The organism is Nocardia paucivorans NBRC 100373 (assembly GCF_000308675.1).
Taxonomy (GTDB): domain Bacteria; phylum Actinomycetota; class Actinomycetes; order Mycobacteriales; family Mycobacteriaceae; genus Nocardia; species Nocardia paucivorans.
Genome location: NZ_BAGE01000039.1, coordinates 92,898 through 106,763, shown reverse-complemented (window position 1 = coordinate 106,763; position 13,866 = coordinate 92,898). Strand labels below are relative to the sequence as shown.

Annotated in this window: 13 protein-coding genes, 1 pseudogene and 1 riboswitch; of the genes and pseudogenes, 9 read left to right on the top strand and 5 right to left on the bottom strand. The window is 66.8% G+C overall.

All coding sequences use genetic code 11. The features are described 5' to 3' along the window. Positions 1-1,138, bottom strand: a pseudogene (locus ON32_RS11075) (5-methyltetrahydropteroyltriglutamate--homocysteine S-methyltransferase); the annotation flags it as partial. Between the two features lie 128 nt (positions 1,139-1,266). Further along, positions 1,267-1,466, bottom strand: a riboswitch (cobalamin riboswitch). A 214-nt stretch (positions 1,467-1,680) separates the two neighbouring features. Between ON32_RS11075 and ON32_RS11070 the strand changes: the two are divergent. Further along, positions 1,681-2,535, top strand: coding sequence for an SDR family oxidoreductase (locus ON32_RS11070; RefSeq protein ID WP_040790790.1), 855 nt, complete (start codon positions 1,681-1,683; stop codon positions 2,533-2,535). A 139-nt stretch (positions 2,536-2,674) separates the two neighbouring features. Continuing rightward, a complete protein-coding gene (locus ON32_RS11065; protein ID WP_083874321.1) occupies positions 2,675-3,427 on the top strand; it encodes a dienelactone hydrolase family protein in 753 nt (250 codons plus the stop codon). An 84-nt stretch (positions 3,428-3,511) separates the two neighbouring features. On the opposite strand, the gene ON32_RS11060 is transcribed toward ON32_RS11065, so the two are convergent. Continuing rightward, complete coding sequence (locus ON32_RS11060) at positions 3,512-4,879, bottom strand: aldehyde dehydrogenase family protein (protein ID WP_040790756.1); 1,368 nt, start codon at positions 4,877-4,879, stop codon at positions 3,512-3,514. A gap of 929 nt (positions 4,880-5,808) precedes the next feature. On the opposite strand from ON32_RS11060, the gene ON32_RS11050 reads away from it, so the two are divergent. The 3 genes from ON32_RS11050 (at position 5,809) to ON32_RS11040 (ending at position 9,016) form a co-directional block, all read left to right on the top strand. After that, positions 5,809-7,119 (top strand): cytochrome P450 family protein, encoded by a 1,311-nt coding sequence (locus ON32_RS11050; RefSeq protein WP_051133117.1) that lies wholly within the window; start codon positions 5,809-5,811, stop codon positions 7,117-7,119. Positions 7,120-7,364: 245 nt separating this feature from the next. Then, complete coding sequence (locus ON32_RS11045) at positions 7,365-8,399, top strand: hypothetical protein (protein ID WP_040790754.1); 1,035 nt, start codon at positions 7,365-7,367, stop codon at positions 8,397-8,399. Positions 8,400-8,617: 218 nt separating this feature from the next. Next, complete coding sequence (locus tag ON32_RS11040; RefSeq protein WP_040790788.1) at positions 8,618-9,016, top strand: RidA family protein; 399 nt, start codon at positions 8,618-8,620, stop codon at positions 9,014-9,016. A gap of 66 nt (positions 9,017-9,082) precedes the next feature. On the opposite strand, the gene ON32_RS11035 is transcribed toward ON32_RS11040, so the two are convergent. Both ON32_RS11035 and ON32_RS11030 read right to left on the bottom strand, forming a co-directional pair. Beyond that, on the bottom strand, positions 9,083-9,283 hold the full coding sequence (locus ON32_RS11035; RefSeq protein WP_040790753.1) for a hypothetical protein: 201 nt from the start codon (positions 9,281-9,283) through the stop codon (positions 9,083-9,085). A 78-nt stretch (positions 9,284-9,361) separates the two neighbouring features. After that, entirely contained in the window at positions 9,362-10,336 is a 975-nt protein-coding gene (locus ON32_RS11030) for a TIGR03557 family F420-dependent LLM class oxidoreductase (RefSeq protein ID WP_040790752.1), read from the bottom strand. Between the two features lie 483 nt (positions 10,337-10,819). On the opposite strand from ON32_RS11030, the gene ON32_RS11020 reads away from it, so the two are divergent. Beyond that, positions 10,820-11,173, top strand: a complete 354-nt coding sequence (locus ON32_RS11020) for a nitroreductase/quinone reductase family protein (RefSeq protein ID WP_051133116.1) — start codon at positions 10,820-10,822, stop codon at positions 11,171-11,173. A 39-nt stretch (positions 11,174-11,212) separates the two neighbouring features. Here the strand turns inward: ON32_RS11020 and ON32_RS11015 are convergent, their stop codons facing one another. Then, a complete protein-coding gene (locus tag ON32_RS11015; RefSeq protein ID WP_040790750.1) occupies positions 11,213-11,986 on the bottom strand; it encodes an SDR family oxidoreductase in 774 nt (257 codons plus the stop codon). Positions 11,987-12,304: 318 nt separating this feature from the next. On the opposite strand from ON32_RS11015, the gene ON32_RS11010 reads away from it, so the two are divergent. From ON32_RS11010 to ON32_RS11005, 3 genes are all read left to right on the top strand, one after another. After that, positions 12,305-12,787, top strand: a complete 483-nt coding sequence (locus ON32_RS11010) for a Dps family protein (RefSeq protein ID WP_040790749.1) — start codon at positions 12,305-12,307, stop codon at positions 12,785-12,787. A 94-nt stretch (positions 12,788-12,881) separates the two neighbouring features. After that, on the top strand, positions 12,882-13,115 hold the full coding sequence (locus ON32_RS30515) for an NAD(P)-binding domain-containing protein (protein ID WP_083874319.1): 234 nt from the start codon (positions 12,882-12,884) through the stop codon (positions 13,113-13,115). After that, a complete protein-coding gene (locus tag ON32_RS11005; RefSeq protein ID WP_040790748.1) occupies positions 13,096-13,776 on the top strand; it encodes an NAD(P)-binding domain-containing protein in 681 nt (226 codons plus the stop codon). Before ON32_RS30515 ends, ON32_RS11005 begins: the two co-directional genes overlap by 20 nt. The last annotated feature ends 90 nt before the right edge of the window (positions 13,777-13,866 follow it).

Genomic DNA, 13,866 nt, shown 5'->3' with positions numbered 1-13,866 from the left:
ACACGGCCTCGCGGGAGCGCGCGAACTCGTCCGCCACCACATCGCGACCTCGGGTCAGCGCCGTCGCGAGCGTGACGACCTCGTGCACTTTCTCGTCGCCGAAGGCCAGCCACGACCGCAGTCCGGCGTCGAGCCCGGTCTCCGCCTCGAGGGTGTAGGGCACATGCAGTAGCGAGCACGATGTCGATACGGCCAACGTTCCCACGCTGCCCAGCAGGGTGCCGAGTGTTCCGAGGGCGGCATCGAGGTCGGTGCGCCAGACATTGCGACCGTCCACGACTCCCGCCACGACATGTTTGCGCGTGAGCGCGGGCACCGTGGCGAGGATGTCGGAACCGGCGACCAGGTCGACGGCCAAACCCTCCACCCCGGTCTCCGCGAGAGCGGGCAAGGCGTCGCCGAGGCCGCCGAAATACGAGGCCACCAGGATCGCCGGACGTTCGGGGACCGCCGACAGCCGGTCGTAAACCCGTCGGGCGACCGCGATTTCCTCCGCCGTCCGGTCGGCCACCAACGCCGGTTCGTCGATCTGCACCCACTGGGCGCCCGCCGCGGCGAGTTGGCCGAGGAGCTCGACATACAGGGGTAGTAGTTCGTCGATCCGGGTGAGCAGCGACGCATCCGTGCCCACCGCCTTCGAGAGCAGCAGAAATGTCACCGGGCCGAGGACCACGGGCCGGGCGGGAATATCCAGCGACCGGGCCTGCGCCAATTCGTCCAGGAGCTTCGTGGCGTCCAGGGTGAACACCGTGGTGGGGGTGATCTCGGGGACGAGATAGTGGTAGTTGGTGTCGAACCACTTGGTCATCTCGAGCGGGGCCACGGTGTCGGTGCCGCGGGCCGCCGCGAAATACCGGTCGAGTGGATCGGCGATCCCGGCCACCCGGTCGGGTAGCGCGCCGAACATGACGGCGGTGTCGAGGACATGGTCGTAATACGAGAACGTGCCCACCGGAATCGAGTCGAGGCCCGCCTCCCGCAGATGTATCCATTGAGCGCGGCGCAGTTCGGCCCCGACGGCTTCCAGTCCGGCGCGGTCGAGCCGACCGGCCCAGTAGGCCTCGACGGCCTTCTTGAGTTCGCGATTCGGACCGATACGAGGTGAGCCCGGTACGGTCGCGGTGAAAGTAGCAGTCACGGTGTCTCCATGTGCTGTTGCGTGAAGGACCACCACCGGCAAACGGGTACACCCCATGGCCGCGGCACGAACCGCGGCGCACGAAGATCTACGCGCCTATTCCCCGAGGCGGTGGACCGACGGGCACGGCGTGCCCGCCACAGCGGGCAGGTCTTCGGACTCGCGGGCACCCGACGTTTCCGCCGGAACCTACTGGCCGTCGCTTCCCAGGCCGAATGCCCAGTGCTGATGACGGCGGTCGTTCCCACTCACCGCTGCGGGACAGTCCCGGACTCTCACCGGGTTCCCTCTCACACCCGACCCACGGACCGGGTGCTTCGACGCTCGATCCGGTCTTCGGGGCTCCTCACGACCGGGCCGGGCGAACCAGCTGCACCGATCAGCGTAGGCCACCGCTACTCGATATCGATACCTCCCACCCGGAACGAACCCCGTTTGCGGAGCGAGGTCCGTGCGATGCACTTCGGCGCGACTTTTGACAGACTCCTCTGTGATTGCCGATTGCCACGGGCGATCCGCAGGACGAGAGGAAGGGACTGAGCATGGGCGTCTATGCGGTAACGGGGGCCGCCTCCGGTATGGGCAAAGCCGTCGCCGAGAAGCTGACGGCCGAGGGACATCGGGTCATCGGGGTCGATGTCCAGGAATCCGATATCGTCGCCGACCTCTCGACACCGGAGGGGCGGCGCGCCGCCGTCGAGGGCGTGCTGACCGCCACGGACGGCCGACTCGACGGCGCCGTGCTGGCCGCCGGACTGGGCCCGGTGCCCGACCCGACGCGGCTGCCGTTGATCGCGAACGTGAACTATCTCGGCGTGGTGGAGTTGCTGGAGGGTTGGCGCGAGGCCCTCGCGGCGACCGGTTCCGCCCGGGTGGTCGTGTTCGGCAGCAACTCGACCACCACCACACCGCTCGTACCCCGCCGGATGGTGCGCGCCTTCCTCGCGGGAAATACCGCGAAAGCGGTGCGGACGGTGCGGATCCTCGGCAAGAACGCGGCTCCGTTCGTCTACGCGGGTTCCAAGATCGCGGTGAGCCGCTGGGTGCGCCGCCACGCGGTGAAACCCGAATGGGTGGGGGCGGGTATCCGGCTCAATGTCATCGCGCCCGGCGCGATCCTCACCCCACTGCTCGAGCGACAGCTCGCGACCCCGGCCGAGGCCAAGGCCATCAATTCCTTCCCGGTTCCCACCGGTGGATTCGGCAAACCCGACCATATCGCGGACTGGGTACTCATGATGCTGTCCCCGGCGGCCGAATTCCTTTGCGGCAGCGTGATATTCGTCGACGGAGGCTCGGACGCCTATTTCAGGGCGAACGACTGGCCACGTAACGTTCCGCTGCGTCGCATCGTCGGCTACCTCAGGAAGTTCACGGGGTTCGCCGCGAACCGCTGAGGACACGGAACGCCGCAACGACAGCCACGATGTATGCGGTGAGCCGCTTACCGACCGAGAGGCGAGCCGAATGGCCGATTCCGACTGCAGTAGGTTCGAAAGGTTCGATGCGTCAGTAGGGCTCAACACGTTGACCGCAGTGCACGGTATTTCCGTCGATATCCGGACACCCGATGGTGTCGCCGACGCGTATGTCGCCTACCCCGACGACGGCGCCGCCCATCCGGGAGTGCTGGTGATCCAGGACGGGTTCGGACTGCGGCCGAGTCTGCGGGCGCTGGCCGATCGTATTGCCGCCCACGGCTACACCGTTCTGACGCCGAACGCCTATTATCGGCACGGTCGGGCACCGGTGATCGAACTACCGGACCTCATCGACCCGGCGGAGCGGCCGGAGATCTTCCGACAGGTCTTCCCGATGATCCGCGAGCTGACACCGGAGCGCCTGCGTTCCGATGTCGGCGCCCACCTCGAGTGGCTGGCAGCGTCGCCGCAGGTAGCCGCGGGGAAAGTCGGCCTCACCGGTTACTGCATGGGTGCGCGGCCGGCGGTGCCGGCCGCCGCCATGTTCCCCGATCGGGTCGCGGCGGTGGCCGGATTCCATGGCGGACCGCTTGTCACCGACACCCCGGACAGTCCCCACCTGACCGTCGGGAACATCACGGCGGAGCTGTACTTCGCCCACGCCGGCGAGGATGACCACATGACTCCGAAGCACATCGCCCAGTTCGACGAGGCACTCGATGCCGCGGGCGTCCGCTACCGCACCGAGGTCTACGAGGGGGCCCAACACGGCTACACCCAGGCCGATACCTCCGCCCACGACCCCGAGGCCGCCGACCGGCATTACCGCGAACTACTGGCCCTGTTCGACCGCAATTTGCGCGGGTAGTCGAGCCGGGCCGCACCCGAGGTCGTTACGCACCGGCACAGCGGTACCGACACGGCACTACGGCGGACACCGCCCCGCGAGCCGTCAGCGGACCGCCGGCGGGCTCTCCACATGTACGACCTTGACGGTGGTCATCTCGTCCAGCAGCTCGGGGCCGTGGCCGAACCCGGTACCGGAACGGCCCCGAGGCTGGGCCGCACCGCCCGGCGCACCGCCGAATACCGCGTTCACCTTCACCGTCCCGACCGGGAGCATTCGCCACGCCCGCTGGGCATTCGCCATCGAACCGGTCAACACCGTGGCCGCGAGACCGTGGGTGTCGGTGCGCGCCTCATCCAGGGCCGCCGCGAAATCCGGCACCACTCGCACCGGCGCCACCGGCCCGAATGTCTCCTCGCGCAGCACCCGCATTTCCGGCAGGCATTCGGTGAGCACCGTCGCCGGGTATACCGCGGCATCCCCTTCGGGGATGTATCCGCCCACCAGCGCACGCGCCCCGCCCGCGACGGCGTCGACGACGTGTTCGTGCACCTGGGCCCGATGCCGGGCGTCGACCAACGGCTGCGGGTCGGCGTTCCACCGTTCGGCATGCTCGCACAAGGCCCTGATAAAGGGGGTGGCGACCCCGGAGTGGACATAGATCCGCTCCACCGAGGTGCAGATCTGCCCGGCGTTGGCGAACGCACCGAGCGCCGCCTGCTCGGCGGCCCATCCCGGGTCCACATCCGCGTCGATCAGCAGCGGATCGTTACCGCCGTTCTCCAACAGCACCTTCGCTCCCGTGCGTGCCGCGGCGGCCGCGATGCGACGGCCGGTGTCACTGCCGCCGACGTGTGCGATCACATCCGTCTCCGGCGATGCGGCCAGCAGGGAGCCTACTTCCCCACCGCCCGGCAGGGTTTGCAACACATCCTCCGGAACACAGTCGGCGATCAGTTCCCCCAACAGCATTCCGATGCGGGGACACCGCTCACTCGGCTTGTGCACCACCGTGTTTCCGGTGACCAGCGCCGCCCCGAGCAGACGGCACGCGGTGGCCACCGGATCGTTCCACGGTGTCAACGCGACCACCACCCCTCGCGGCTCGGGGATCATCAGATCGGTGGCGTCCTGGCTGCCATGCAGGGAACGACCTCGGTGGAGCGGTCCGAGTTCGGCGTACTGTTCCAGCGTTCCGGCTCCCGCCGCGATACTCGTCGATCCCGACGTGCGCGACCATCCGATCTCCCGTTCCAGCGTCGCGACGAGATCGTCGGCCCGAGCGCGCACGGCGGTCGCCGCCGCGCGCAGTATCGCACCTCGGCGCGCCGCCGGTACCCGCGCCCACTCCGCTTGCGCCGCACGTGCCCGACGCAGCGCCGCCGCGATCTCGTCGGCCGCGGTGGTCACGGGTGGCCGCACGCCGTCGACCGTACCGGGCAGCGGTGTCGAAGCATCGGTGATGTCGGTCATGACGCTCGGATACCGCCGCCTCCGCACGGGAAACCCCGTCGATGCCATCCGGGCGGGCATCGGCCGGTCCACACCTCGGAGACGTGTTCACCATCACGCTCGGTCGGGCACCCACCGGGTTCGGCAGACCTACTCGAGCCCGGCCTGTACGACACCACCCCGTATATGGCGGCACAACCGGGGCCACCGAGTACCGACGAGTACCGAATCGAGCAGAACCGTTCCGATACCGACCCCAGCTCGACCATGAAGAAGGCCCCCGACACCCGCCATCAGGCCGCTGTCACGGCCGTACTGTTCGAGGAAGACGAGCACACCCGAATGGCAGACGGTCATGATCGGCATGAACCCGCCGATGCGCGGTACGGCCGGGGTCAGTATGCCGCCGGGCCGGAGACCGCGCAGCCGCGCCCGCTCCGCCGCGACAGAAGTTCACCACCCACGCCGATACCGGCCATTCCCGTCCGCAGCTTCCGGCCGGCCCGTTCCATACGACTCCTTCCCTGCCGATTTCGCCAGGGATGCGAAACCCGCGAAATCACCACATGAAAAGAGGCGATATGCCTTCTATGAGAATCGCCATACCGGCCCTGGCTTGCGCGATGCGCGAGATGACGCTCTCGAATGCGGGACGAGGAGGAACGCACCGGCCGCGGGGACCGGCTCGATGATTCCGAGCGTTGCCGGCACGTTGCGGTATCACTCCGACAAACGGTAGTTTTGACCGCCAACGAAAATGTGTTCTTCGAGCAAGTTTCTGCCTTTGTGTTCGACCGTGCCCCCCGCAGTACCGATCTTCCCCACGGCCGTGATCCGCAGGAGGAGATACCCCGGCAACGAGCGCGCTGTGCGGTGGTGTCGAACGAGCAGACAGCTCTGAGGAAAACCTTCGAGCATTCGCCGGTTTTCCGTTTCCCACCTCTGGAGTCATGTCCTTGACCAGCCAACCTTCCCCTTTGCCCCGCCATCCGCTTGCCGCGAGCGGGCTGTGTCCCGTGCGGCACGGTTCACCGGTCGGCCCCGACGAGGAGCGGGTGCCGTTGTACGTTCCCGAGTTCTCCGCCGACCCGCATCGCGCCTACCAGGAGATGCGGCGGCGGTACGGCTCGATGGTTCCGATCGAACTCGCCCCCGACGTACCGGCCACCCTGGTGATCGGCTACAAGGCCGCGGTGCGCATCCTCAACGATCCCGATCATTTCCCGGCCGATCCGCGTGCCTGGCAGAACACCATTCCGGCGGACTCTCCCGTCCGCCCGATGATGGAGTGGTATCCGGCCGCGCGATACAACACCGGAGAGGCCCACGCCCGCTATCGGCAGGCCTCCGTGGACGCCATCGACGGGATCGACCTGCACACTCTGCCGTCCACGGTCCAGCAGGTCGCCGAACCGCTGATCAACGATTTCTGCGCGGCCGGTTCCGCCGACCTGGTGAGCCAGTACGCGTTTCCGCTCGTGCTACAGGTGCTCAACCATATGGTCGGCTGCCCCACCGACCTGGGGGAACAGGTGGCTTCCGGGATGGCCGCGCGCTTCGACACCGTCGATACCGCCAAGGCCGCCCGGGGTATGGGGATGATCAAGGAAGCACTGTTGGAGTTGATCCGACTCCGACGCGAACGGCCCGGCGACGATGTCACCTCCCGATTGGTCCGGCATCCCACCGAACTCGACGATGTGGAGATATTCGCGCAGCTGATGAGCTTCTACGGTGCGGGATTCGAAGCGCAACGCAACCTGATCACGAACGCGCTGCTGTTGATGCTCACCGATGACCGGTTCGGGTTCGGGGACGACTACGGCAGGAATCTGTCGACGATCGATGCCCTCGACGAGGTCTTGTTCGACGACCCACCGATGGCGAACTTCTGCACCACCTATCCGCGGCAGCCGATCATGGTCGAGAACACCTGGCTGCCCGCGAATCAACCGGTCGTCATCAGTCTCACCGGCTGCAACAACGATCCGGAGATCCGCAGCGATCCGGAGGTGACCGGGGGCAGTCATATCGGCAACCGCTCGCACCTGGCGTGGAGCACCGGACCGCATACCTGCCCGGCGAAGTCCGTCGCATACCTGACCGTTCAATACGCCATCGACACGCTGCTCGACGCTCTCCCCGAGATGCGGTTGGCCGGGCCCGCGGAGCGCCTGGCCTGGCGGCCGGGGCCGTTCCATCGGGCGCTGGCCGCGCTTCCGGTCGTGTTCCCACCCTCCCCGCCATTGTCCTTGGGATAACGCCCTTGGGATAACGCCTTGGGATAACCCTTGTCCAGGAGACGGTGGGGACGAACCACGATGGAGCGGAACCGGATCGGCTTTCCGGCACGCGTGGACGTAGTGTGCGATAGTCGAAACACATCGGTTGCCCGCGTCGCGAAATACCGCTCGAACAAGGCTTTTTCGGTTTTCGACCGAGAACCCTCCTCGAGTGGGGTTTCGAGGGTGGGCGCGATCGTATCGGAGCGAGCAAGGAGTCGTTGATGTCCGAACGCCGCGCACTACTGGTCGGCACACTGCCCGGAGACACCGCCGAGGACGCCATGCGCGCCGCGGTCGAGCGGTTGGGCGCGAGCCTGCGATATCTGCCGGATGGGGAGACCGGAGACCGCCGGGACTGGGTGGCGGGTCTGATCACGAGTTTCGCCGACCATACCGATCTGGAGATCGCCCGGCCCGGTAATTGGTCGAACTACAAGGATCAGCAGAACTACCGGGTGCGCAAGGGACATCACCTCCGTGGCGAGAACCTGGACCTGAAATATCTGAGCTGGTATCGGACCAACCGAAAGGTGTTCGACCGCTTGAAGAGCGAGCGGCCGGAGCTGTCCGATGTCGATTTCCAGGTGGGTATCCCCGGCGATCTCGACCTGACCATGTTCACCATGGGGCCCACACGAATGTTCGGTCATCGCGCCGCATTCGCCGAGGCCACCCTGCGCGATATCACCGCGATCCGCGAGGAGGGCGGTGACGATGTGCTGTTCCAGCTGGAACTGCCGGTGGAGACGGTGTTCGTCGCCAAGTCGGGGCCGCTGGGTGGGTTCGTCGCGAACCGGATGGCGGCCGGTGTCCACCGCTTGGTCGCTGCGACCCCGGCCGGTACCCGCTTCGGTGTCCACCTGTGCCTGGGCGACCTCGGGCACAAGGCGTTGACCGGAATCGGCTCCGCTCGTCCCCTGGTGCGCCTGGCCAATGCGCTGGCCGCCGCCTGGCCGGAAGGTCGCACACTGGAGTACGTGCACGCGCCGTTCGCCGCCGGAGACGAACCGCCGCAATCCGAACCGGCGTTCTACCGGGCCCTGTCGGGTCTGCGGTTGCCGGAGCAGACCAGGTTCGTCGCCGGGTTCCTGCACGAGAGCAGCACCCTCGACGAACAACGTCGCCTGCTCGACACGATCGAGACCGCCGTGGGCCGGCAGGTCGATGTGGCCGCCGCCTGCGGGCTCGGTCGCCGCACCCCCGCCGACGCGTACAAGACCATGGACCAGGCGCGCACCCTGTGTGAGCAGGACTGACCCCGTTGACGGGCGTGGGCCGATCGCCATCCGCACAACCGGCGACCGGCGACCGGCCCATGATCCCGCCTCCGTCGCCGACCGTAGGATGGTGGCCCGCCTCGGTACGTCGTCAGTGCAGCCGCGACGACCACCCCCTACCGGGATGTCACAGTTCGCCGGGCTGCGTCGTCGACCTCGGGACAGCGTAGCTCCCCGAAAGGATGGTGCCGTCGGCCATGGCAATCGATTTCATCAACCCGCCCGAACTCCACGATCCCCTCCCGTTCGGGTACAGCCATATCGCTCGCACCCGAGGTGAACTGGTGTTCATTGCGGGGCAGTACGACTCGGATTCGCAGGGGAATCCCACGAGTGACGACTTCGTCGAACAGGTCGATCACGCCTTCGCGAATCTGGGTATCGCGCTGACCGCGGCGGGGGCCGGCTTCGGTGATGTGGCCCAGTTGCGCACCTATGTCGTCGACCACGATCCCGGCAAACTGGCGATCCTCGGAAAAAAGGTCACCGAGATCTGGGGCGATCGACCACCCGCGCAAACCCTGCTCGGCGTCGCCACCCTGGCGTTGCCGGACATGCTGTTCGAAGTCGACGCGGTGGCCATCCGCCCCTCGTAGCCGCACACGACTCGGCCGCCGTTGTACGGCGGCCGAGTCACCGGCACGACACCGTGAGTTGCGGTGTCAATCCGCGGTCTTCGGGGTGTACTGGTAGGGGCGTTCGGTTCGGTCGATCCGCTCCTGCACGATACTGTCGTCGACGGGCGAATCCGGGTCATGCCATTCTTCGGCCGGACCGGCCCGGTTGGCGCGCGGTGTGCCCTGTAGTTCGTGGGCGAGTTCATCGTCTCGGGCGGGTCCGTGCTTACTACTTCCTCGCTGCATGGAGTCCTCCTTGTTGATGCGTCCTTGTTGATGCGTCCCGTGCGATACCGATTGCGATCACGGGGTCTCTGCTCGTGATCACGCTGCTCGCGGTGTCAGTTTCCGCAGCTGTTCGTCCAGTTGCTCGTGATAGAAGTCGAGGAAACCGTCCGGGTCGGGCCCGGCGTTCAGCATGACCAGATGATCGAACCCGGCATCGACATAGGGCTGGGCGGCAGCGAGGAAACGCTGCGGATCGGGGCCGCAGGCGAAGGCGTCGAGGATGTCCTCCTCACGCACGGTGCCGCTCGCCGCCGCGAAATTGGCCGGATTGGGCAGTTCGCTCATCACCTTCCATCCGGTTATCGCCCATCGGGAGGTTTTCAACGCGGCCTGTGCGGCGGTGTGTTCGTCCGGTGCCCAGGCCACGGGCACCTCGGCGTATCGGGGCCCGGTTCCACCCGCCTCGTGGTAGCTCGCGGTGATCGCCGGCTTCGGCTCGGTGGCGAACAGGCCGTCACCCAGTTCGGCCGCCAGCCGGGCCGCCCGTCGCCCACCGGCGGCTATTGCGATCACCGGCGGTTCGTCGGGCAGATCGAAGACCCGAGCCTCGGACAATCGCAGATACCGACCCTCGTACGATCGGTGACCGCCCTCCCACAGCAGTCGGATGATCTCCACCGCTTCGCGCAGCATGCGCTGTCGTTCCGCGACATCGACACCGAAGCCTGCACCCACCACATGCTCGTTGAGCCGCTCTCCGGAACCGAGACCGAGCGTGAACCGCCCCTCCGACAGTACGGCGAGGGTGGCGGCAGCCTGGGCGATGATCGCCGGGTGATAGCGCACGGTCGGGCAGGTGACCCCGGTGGCCAGGCCGATACGTTCGGTATTGGCGGAGATCGCGCCGAGCACCGTCCAGGCGAACGGGGAGTGCCCCTGCTCATCGAGCCATGGATGGTAGTGGTCGCTGATCTCCACGAAATCGAACCCGACCTCTTCGGCCCGGATGGCCTGCCGAACGAGCTCGGCGGGCCCGAAGGCCTCAGCGGCGAGCTTGTATCCGATCCGCATGGTTCCTCCGCGCTACGCAGGTGGTGTTGTCGGACGGGTACGCGGTACCCGCGGTGCGCCGCGGGAAACAGGCAGCCGGGTACCGCGACGAAGATATCCCCGGGCTCGATGCCCGCAGTCGGATGGGCAACCACGGCCGCTTCGGTGGCGACGATCGCACCGAGCGGTGGTGGGGTCACCGGCCGGCCCACAGTGCCGCATTGTCCGGGGGCGCCGGCCGCGTCGACCGATGCCGAGTCCGTAGAGCACGAAGTGAGCACCTCCGGTCGGAGTGACTCCGGTGGTATCGAACACTCCGCCCGACAGCAGCATCCCCTCGACCGCGGTGGGCCGGGAGCCGGCCTCCGATAGCCACCGGAGGTCGCGCCGGAGGATCGACGGGTGCGCGCCCACGATCCTCGTGGGTGCGGCGCGTAACACGGTAGGGTGTCGGTATTCGTCCACATATTCGTCCGCATTGGTATACCGCCCCGGGAGGGCCCTGTGGATTCCAACTCATTGCCAGGTCGCCTCGCACGCGGTTTCAATGCCGGTGTGGTGGGTTTGCTCGAAGCACCGATCGTCGGATCCCTGATGGGAAAAGGCTTCACGGTGATCACCTATGTGGGGCGGCGGTCCGGTAAAACGTTCAGCACACCCGTGAACTACCGTCGGCGTGGCGACGAACTCCTCATCGGTGTCGCCATACCGGACAAGAAGAGTTGGTGGCGGAATTTCCTCGGGGAAGGCGGCCCGATCACGGTGCGCCTGAACGGAGTCGACCGCACCGGGCACGCGGTGGCACGACGCGACGAGCGCGGCCGGGTCATCGTACGGGTACAACTCGAGGCAGAGTGATCCGAAAAGCTTCGTGCACAACGATTTACGGTATTTCGTTCAGCTGTAACGGTTCTCGGATCGAGCGAGCAGGAACTGTTCGAACGTGACTGTGCCATAGGGATTTTCGATTACGAGGTTCCACCCTTCGGAGTAGCCGCGTGCAATCGCGCCCGGAATATGCGGCGACACCACCGGCCGATGCCGCTTGACGATCGAGTGGTAGGCGCGGGCCAGTTCACGCATGGTACGCACCTGCGGCCCGCCCAGATCGGTTGCGCGACCGACGGGTTCACCCACGGCCAGGGCGGTCAGCCGATCGGCGACATCACCGATATCGATCGGCTGGAACCGAAAACCGGACGGAGCGACAGTGATCGGTAACCATCGCTGCCAGTGGAAGACGGTGGCCAATAGATCGTGAAATTGGGTGACACGCAGGGTCGTCCACGGTAGACCGCTGCCTGCGATCACTTCCTCGGCCGCGAGCTTGGCGCGATAGTAGGGCAGCGGAATCCGATCCACCCCGACGATCGATATGTTCACCACATGCGGTTCGCTGCCCCCGTGGCGCGCCGCCTCGACGAGCCGGCGGGCCGCCACCACATCGCCGCGACCGTTGGTAGTGGCGCAGTGCACGATCACCTCGACTCCGGCGACGGCCACATCGAGCCCGGTGCCCATACGCAGGTCCCCTACCACTCGTCGCACCGATGGCGAGTCCGCGGCCGGGGCGCGACTCAGCACGCGAATCTCGTGTCGTCCGTCGTTCAACCGTTCGACCACCGCGCGGCCCAGTTTCCCGGTACCACCGGTTACCAGCACCGTCGTCATTACTCACCTCGTTCCTCGGAGGCGGCGGCGCGGGTCGCCGTCCCGATACCGAGCGGCAAAGATCCGGTCACACCGCATGATCTTTCGGTCTTCCGGGCACAGCGGGGCGGAAAAAGCGTCGCGATTCCATATCGGGTGTCGGGTCGGGTTCAGGTATTTCGCCATCGCTCTAGACTTTGTTGATCGCGGGGACGGCCCACTCCCGACGGAATCGACGGGCGAGTCACCGTTGCTTCCTCGGCGCCACGTTCATCGTTACCGGCGTTTCCCATACCGACCGTAGCTCGGATAGACCACTTCGAACCGAAGGAGAATCCGATGTCCAGCTTCGACTCGACCCCCGGCTTCCGCGCCTCCACCACACTCGCCACCCATCTGCAGCGGGTCCTGGTCAACCTCATCGCACTCCATCTCAATGCCAAACAAGCGCATTGGAACGTCGTCGGCCACAACTTCCGCGACCTGCACCTACAACTCGACGAGATCGTCGACGTGGCCCGCGGCGCGAGCGACACCATCGCCGAACGGATGCGGGCTCTCGACACCGTGCCGGATGGCCGCCCTCGCACCGTCGCGGGGGCCGAGCAACCCATGATGGACCCGGGTGAACTCGACACCGCCGTCATCGTGGACGTGATCACCACGCAACTGCGGCACACCGCGGGGGTGCTCCGAGAAGTCCACGACGAGGTCGACGCCGAGGATCCCTCCACCTCCGATCTGCTTCACACCATCATCGATGACCTCGAAAAGCAGGCATGGATGCTGAGCTCGGAAAATCGCGTACGAGTCGCGCGATGACACCCTCAGCGTCGATTCGGCGCCCGAGGCCCGGCAGGCCGTAACCGATCGGGATGACCCACCGTTCGGGCACAGGCAAGGGAGGGAGCAATCCATGCGGATAGCGATCATCGGATCGGGCAGGATGGGCCACGTGCTCGCCGAGCGGTTGCTCGACACGGGCCACACCGTGCGCGTGTGGAACCGGACCCCGGGTCGGACCACACCCTACGGGCGCAAGGGGCCCGCATCATGCGCTCGCCGGACGATGTGGGCGATGAGCGAGATGTCGTCTTCTCTGTCCGGCCGACGACGAGAGCACCCTCGAGGTGGCGATTCCGAACGGTGAGGCCCGAGCGGGATGGGCGCAGACCTTGGTGGTCGATACGGCGACCGTCGCTCCCGAGGTCGTCACCGCTTTGGCGGATACCCATGGCGACAGATTCGTCGACGCACCGATCCTCGGCACCCCGCAGGAACTCCGCTCGGGCACGGCAGGCTTCGCCGTCGGCGGTCCGGCGGCGGCCCGGATGGCCTTGGCGCCCGTGTGGCAGGGATTCGCCGGCGCATTCGACGCGGGCGACAGTCCGCAGCGCGCGGCGGGGGTCGACGATGCCGGCCCGGCGGCCACCTTGCGCACATCGCCGCTGATGGCGGCGGGTCTGAGCAACCGTATCGACGGTTTCTTCGATCCCACCCACGCCGGTTGGTTCACCAGCACCCAGGCCGCCAAGGACGTGACATCGGCCTCGAGGCCGGCGGAAGGAGACATACCGCTGCCCGTCACCGAGGCCGCACGAGACACCTATCGGCAGCCGGCTCGGGACGGTTGGGAAACCGCAGGACGTCACCGCCCTTGTCGAATACGGACGGCAGCCCGCCACCGCAACGAGGTGAGCGGGCCGCTTCGGGGATGGATACCCGAAGTTCACGTCGGGAGACATGGCCGAAACACAACGGCCATACCGTACTCAGTGTGTATACGGCGTTGTATACAACGAATTCGATGAGGGAGCAGCGCATTCCGGCCCGCCCCCGAGCCGCCTCGGCGGCCGGCGCGGGTGCGGATTCGATCGGTTACGGGTGGTCGCCCGGGACCG

Bases quoted from the DNA above. Each gene is read 5' to 3' on its own strand.
- ON32_RS11010 (WP_040790749.1), top strand. From the start codon at position 12,305: ATGTCCAGCTTCGACTCGACCCCCGGCTTCCGCGCCTCCACCACACTC.
- ON32_RS30515 (WP_083874319.1), top strand. From the start codon at position 12,882: ATGCGGATAGCGATCATCGGATCGGGCAGGATGGGCCACGTGCTCGCC.
- ON32_RS11050 (WP_051133117.1), top strand. From the start codon at position 5,809: ATGTCCTTGACCAGCCAACCTTCCCCTTTGCCCCGCCATCCGCTTGCC.
- ON32_RS11045 (WP_040790754.1), top strand. From the start codon at position 7,365: ATGTCCGAACGCCGCGCACTACTGGTCGGCACACTGCCCGGAGACACC.
- ON32_RS11030 (WP_040790752.1), bottom strand. From the start codon at position 10,336: ATGCGGATCGGATACAAGCTCGCCGCTGAGGCCTTCGGGCCCGCCGAG.
- ON32_RS11015 (WP_040790750.1), bottom strand. From the start codon at position 11,986: ATGACGACGGTGCTGGTAACCGGTGGTACCGGGAAACTGGGCCGCGCG.
- ON32_RS11070 (WP_040790790.1), top strand. From the start codon at position 1,681: ATGGGCGTCTATGCGGTAACGGGGGCCGCCTCCGGTATGGGCAAAGCC.
- ON32_RS11040 (WP_040790788.1), top strand. From the start codon at position 8,618: ATGGCAATCGATTTCATCAACCCGCCCGAACTCCACGATCCCCTCCCG.
- ON32_RS11060 (WP_040790756.1), bottom strand. From the start codon at position 4,879: ATGACCGACATCACCGATGCTTCGACACCGCTGCCCGGTACGGTCGAC.
- ON32_RS11035 (WP_040790753.1), bottom strand. From the start codon at position 9,283: ATGCAGCGAGGAAGTAGTAAGCACGGACCCGCCCGAGACGATGAACTC.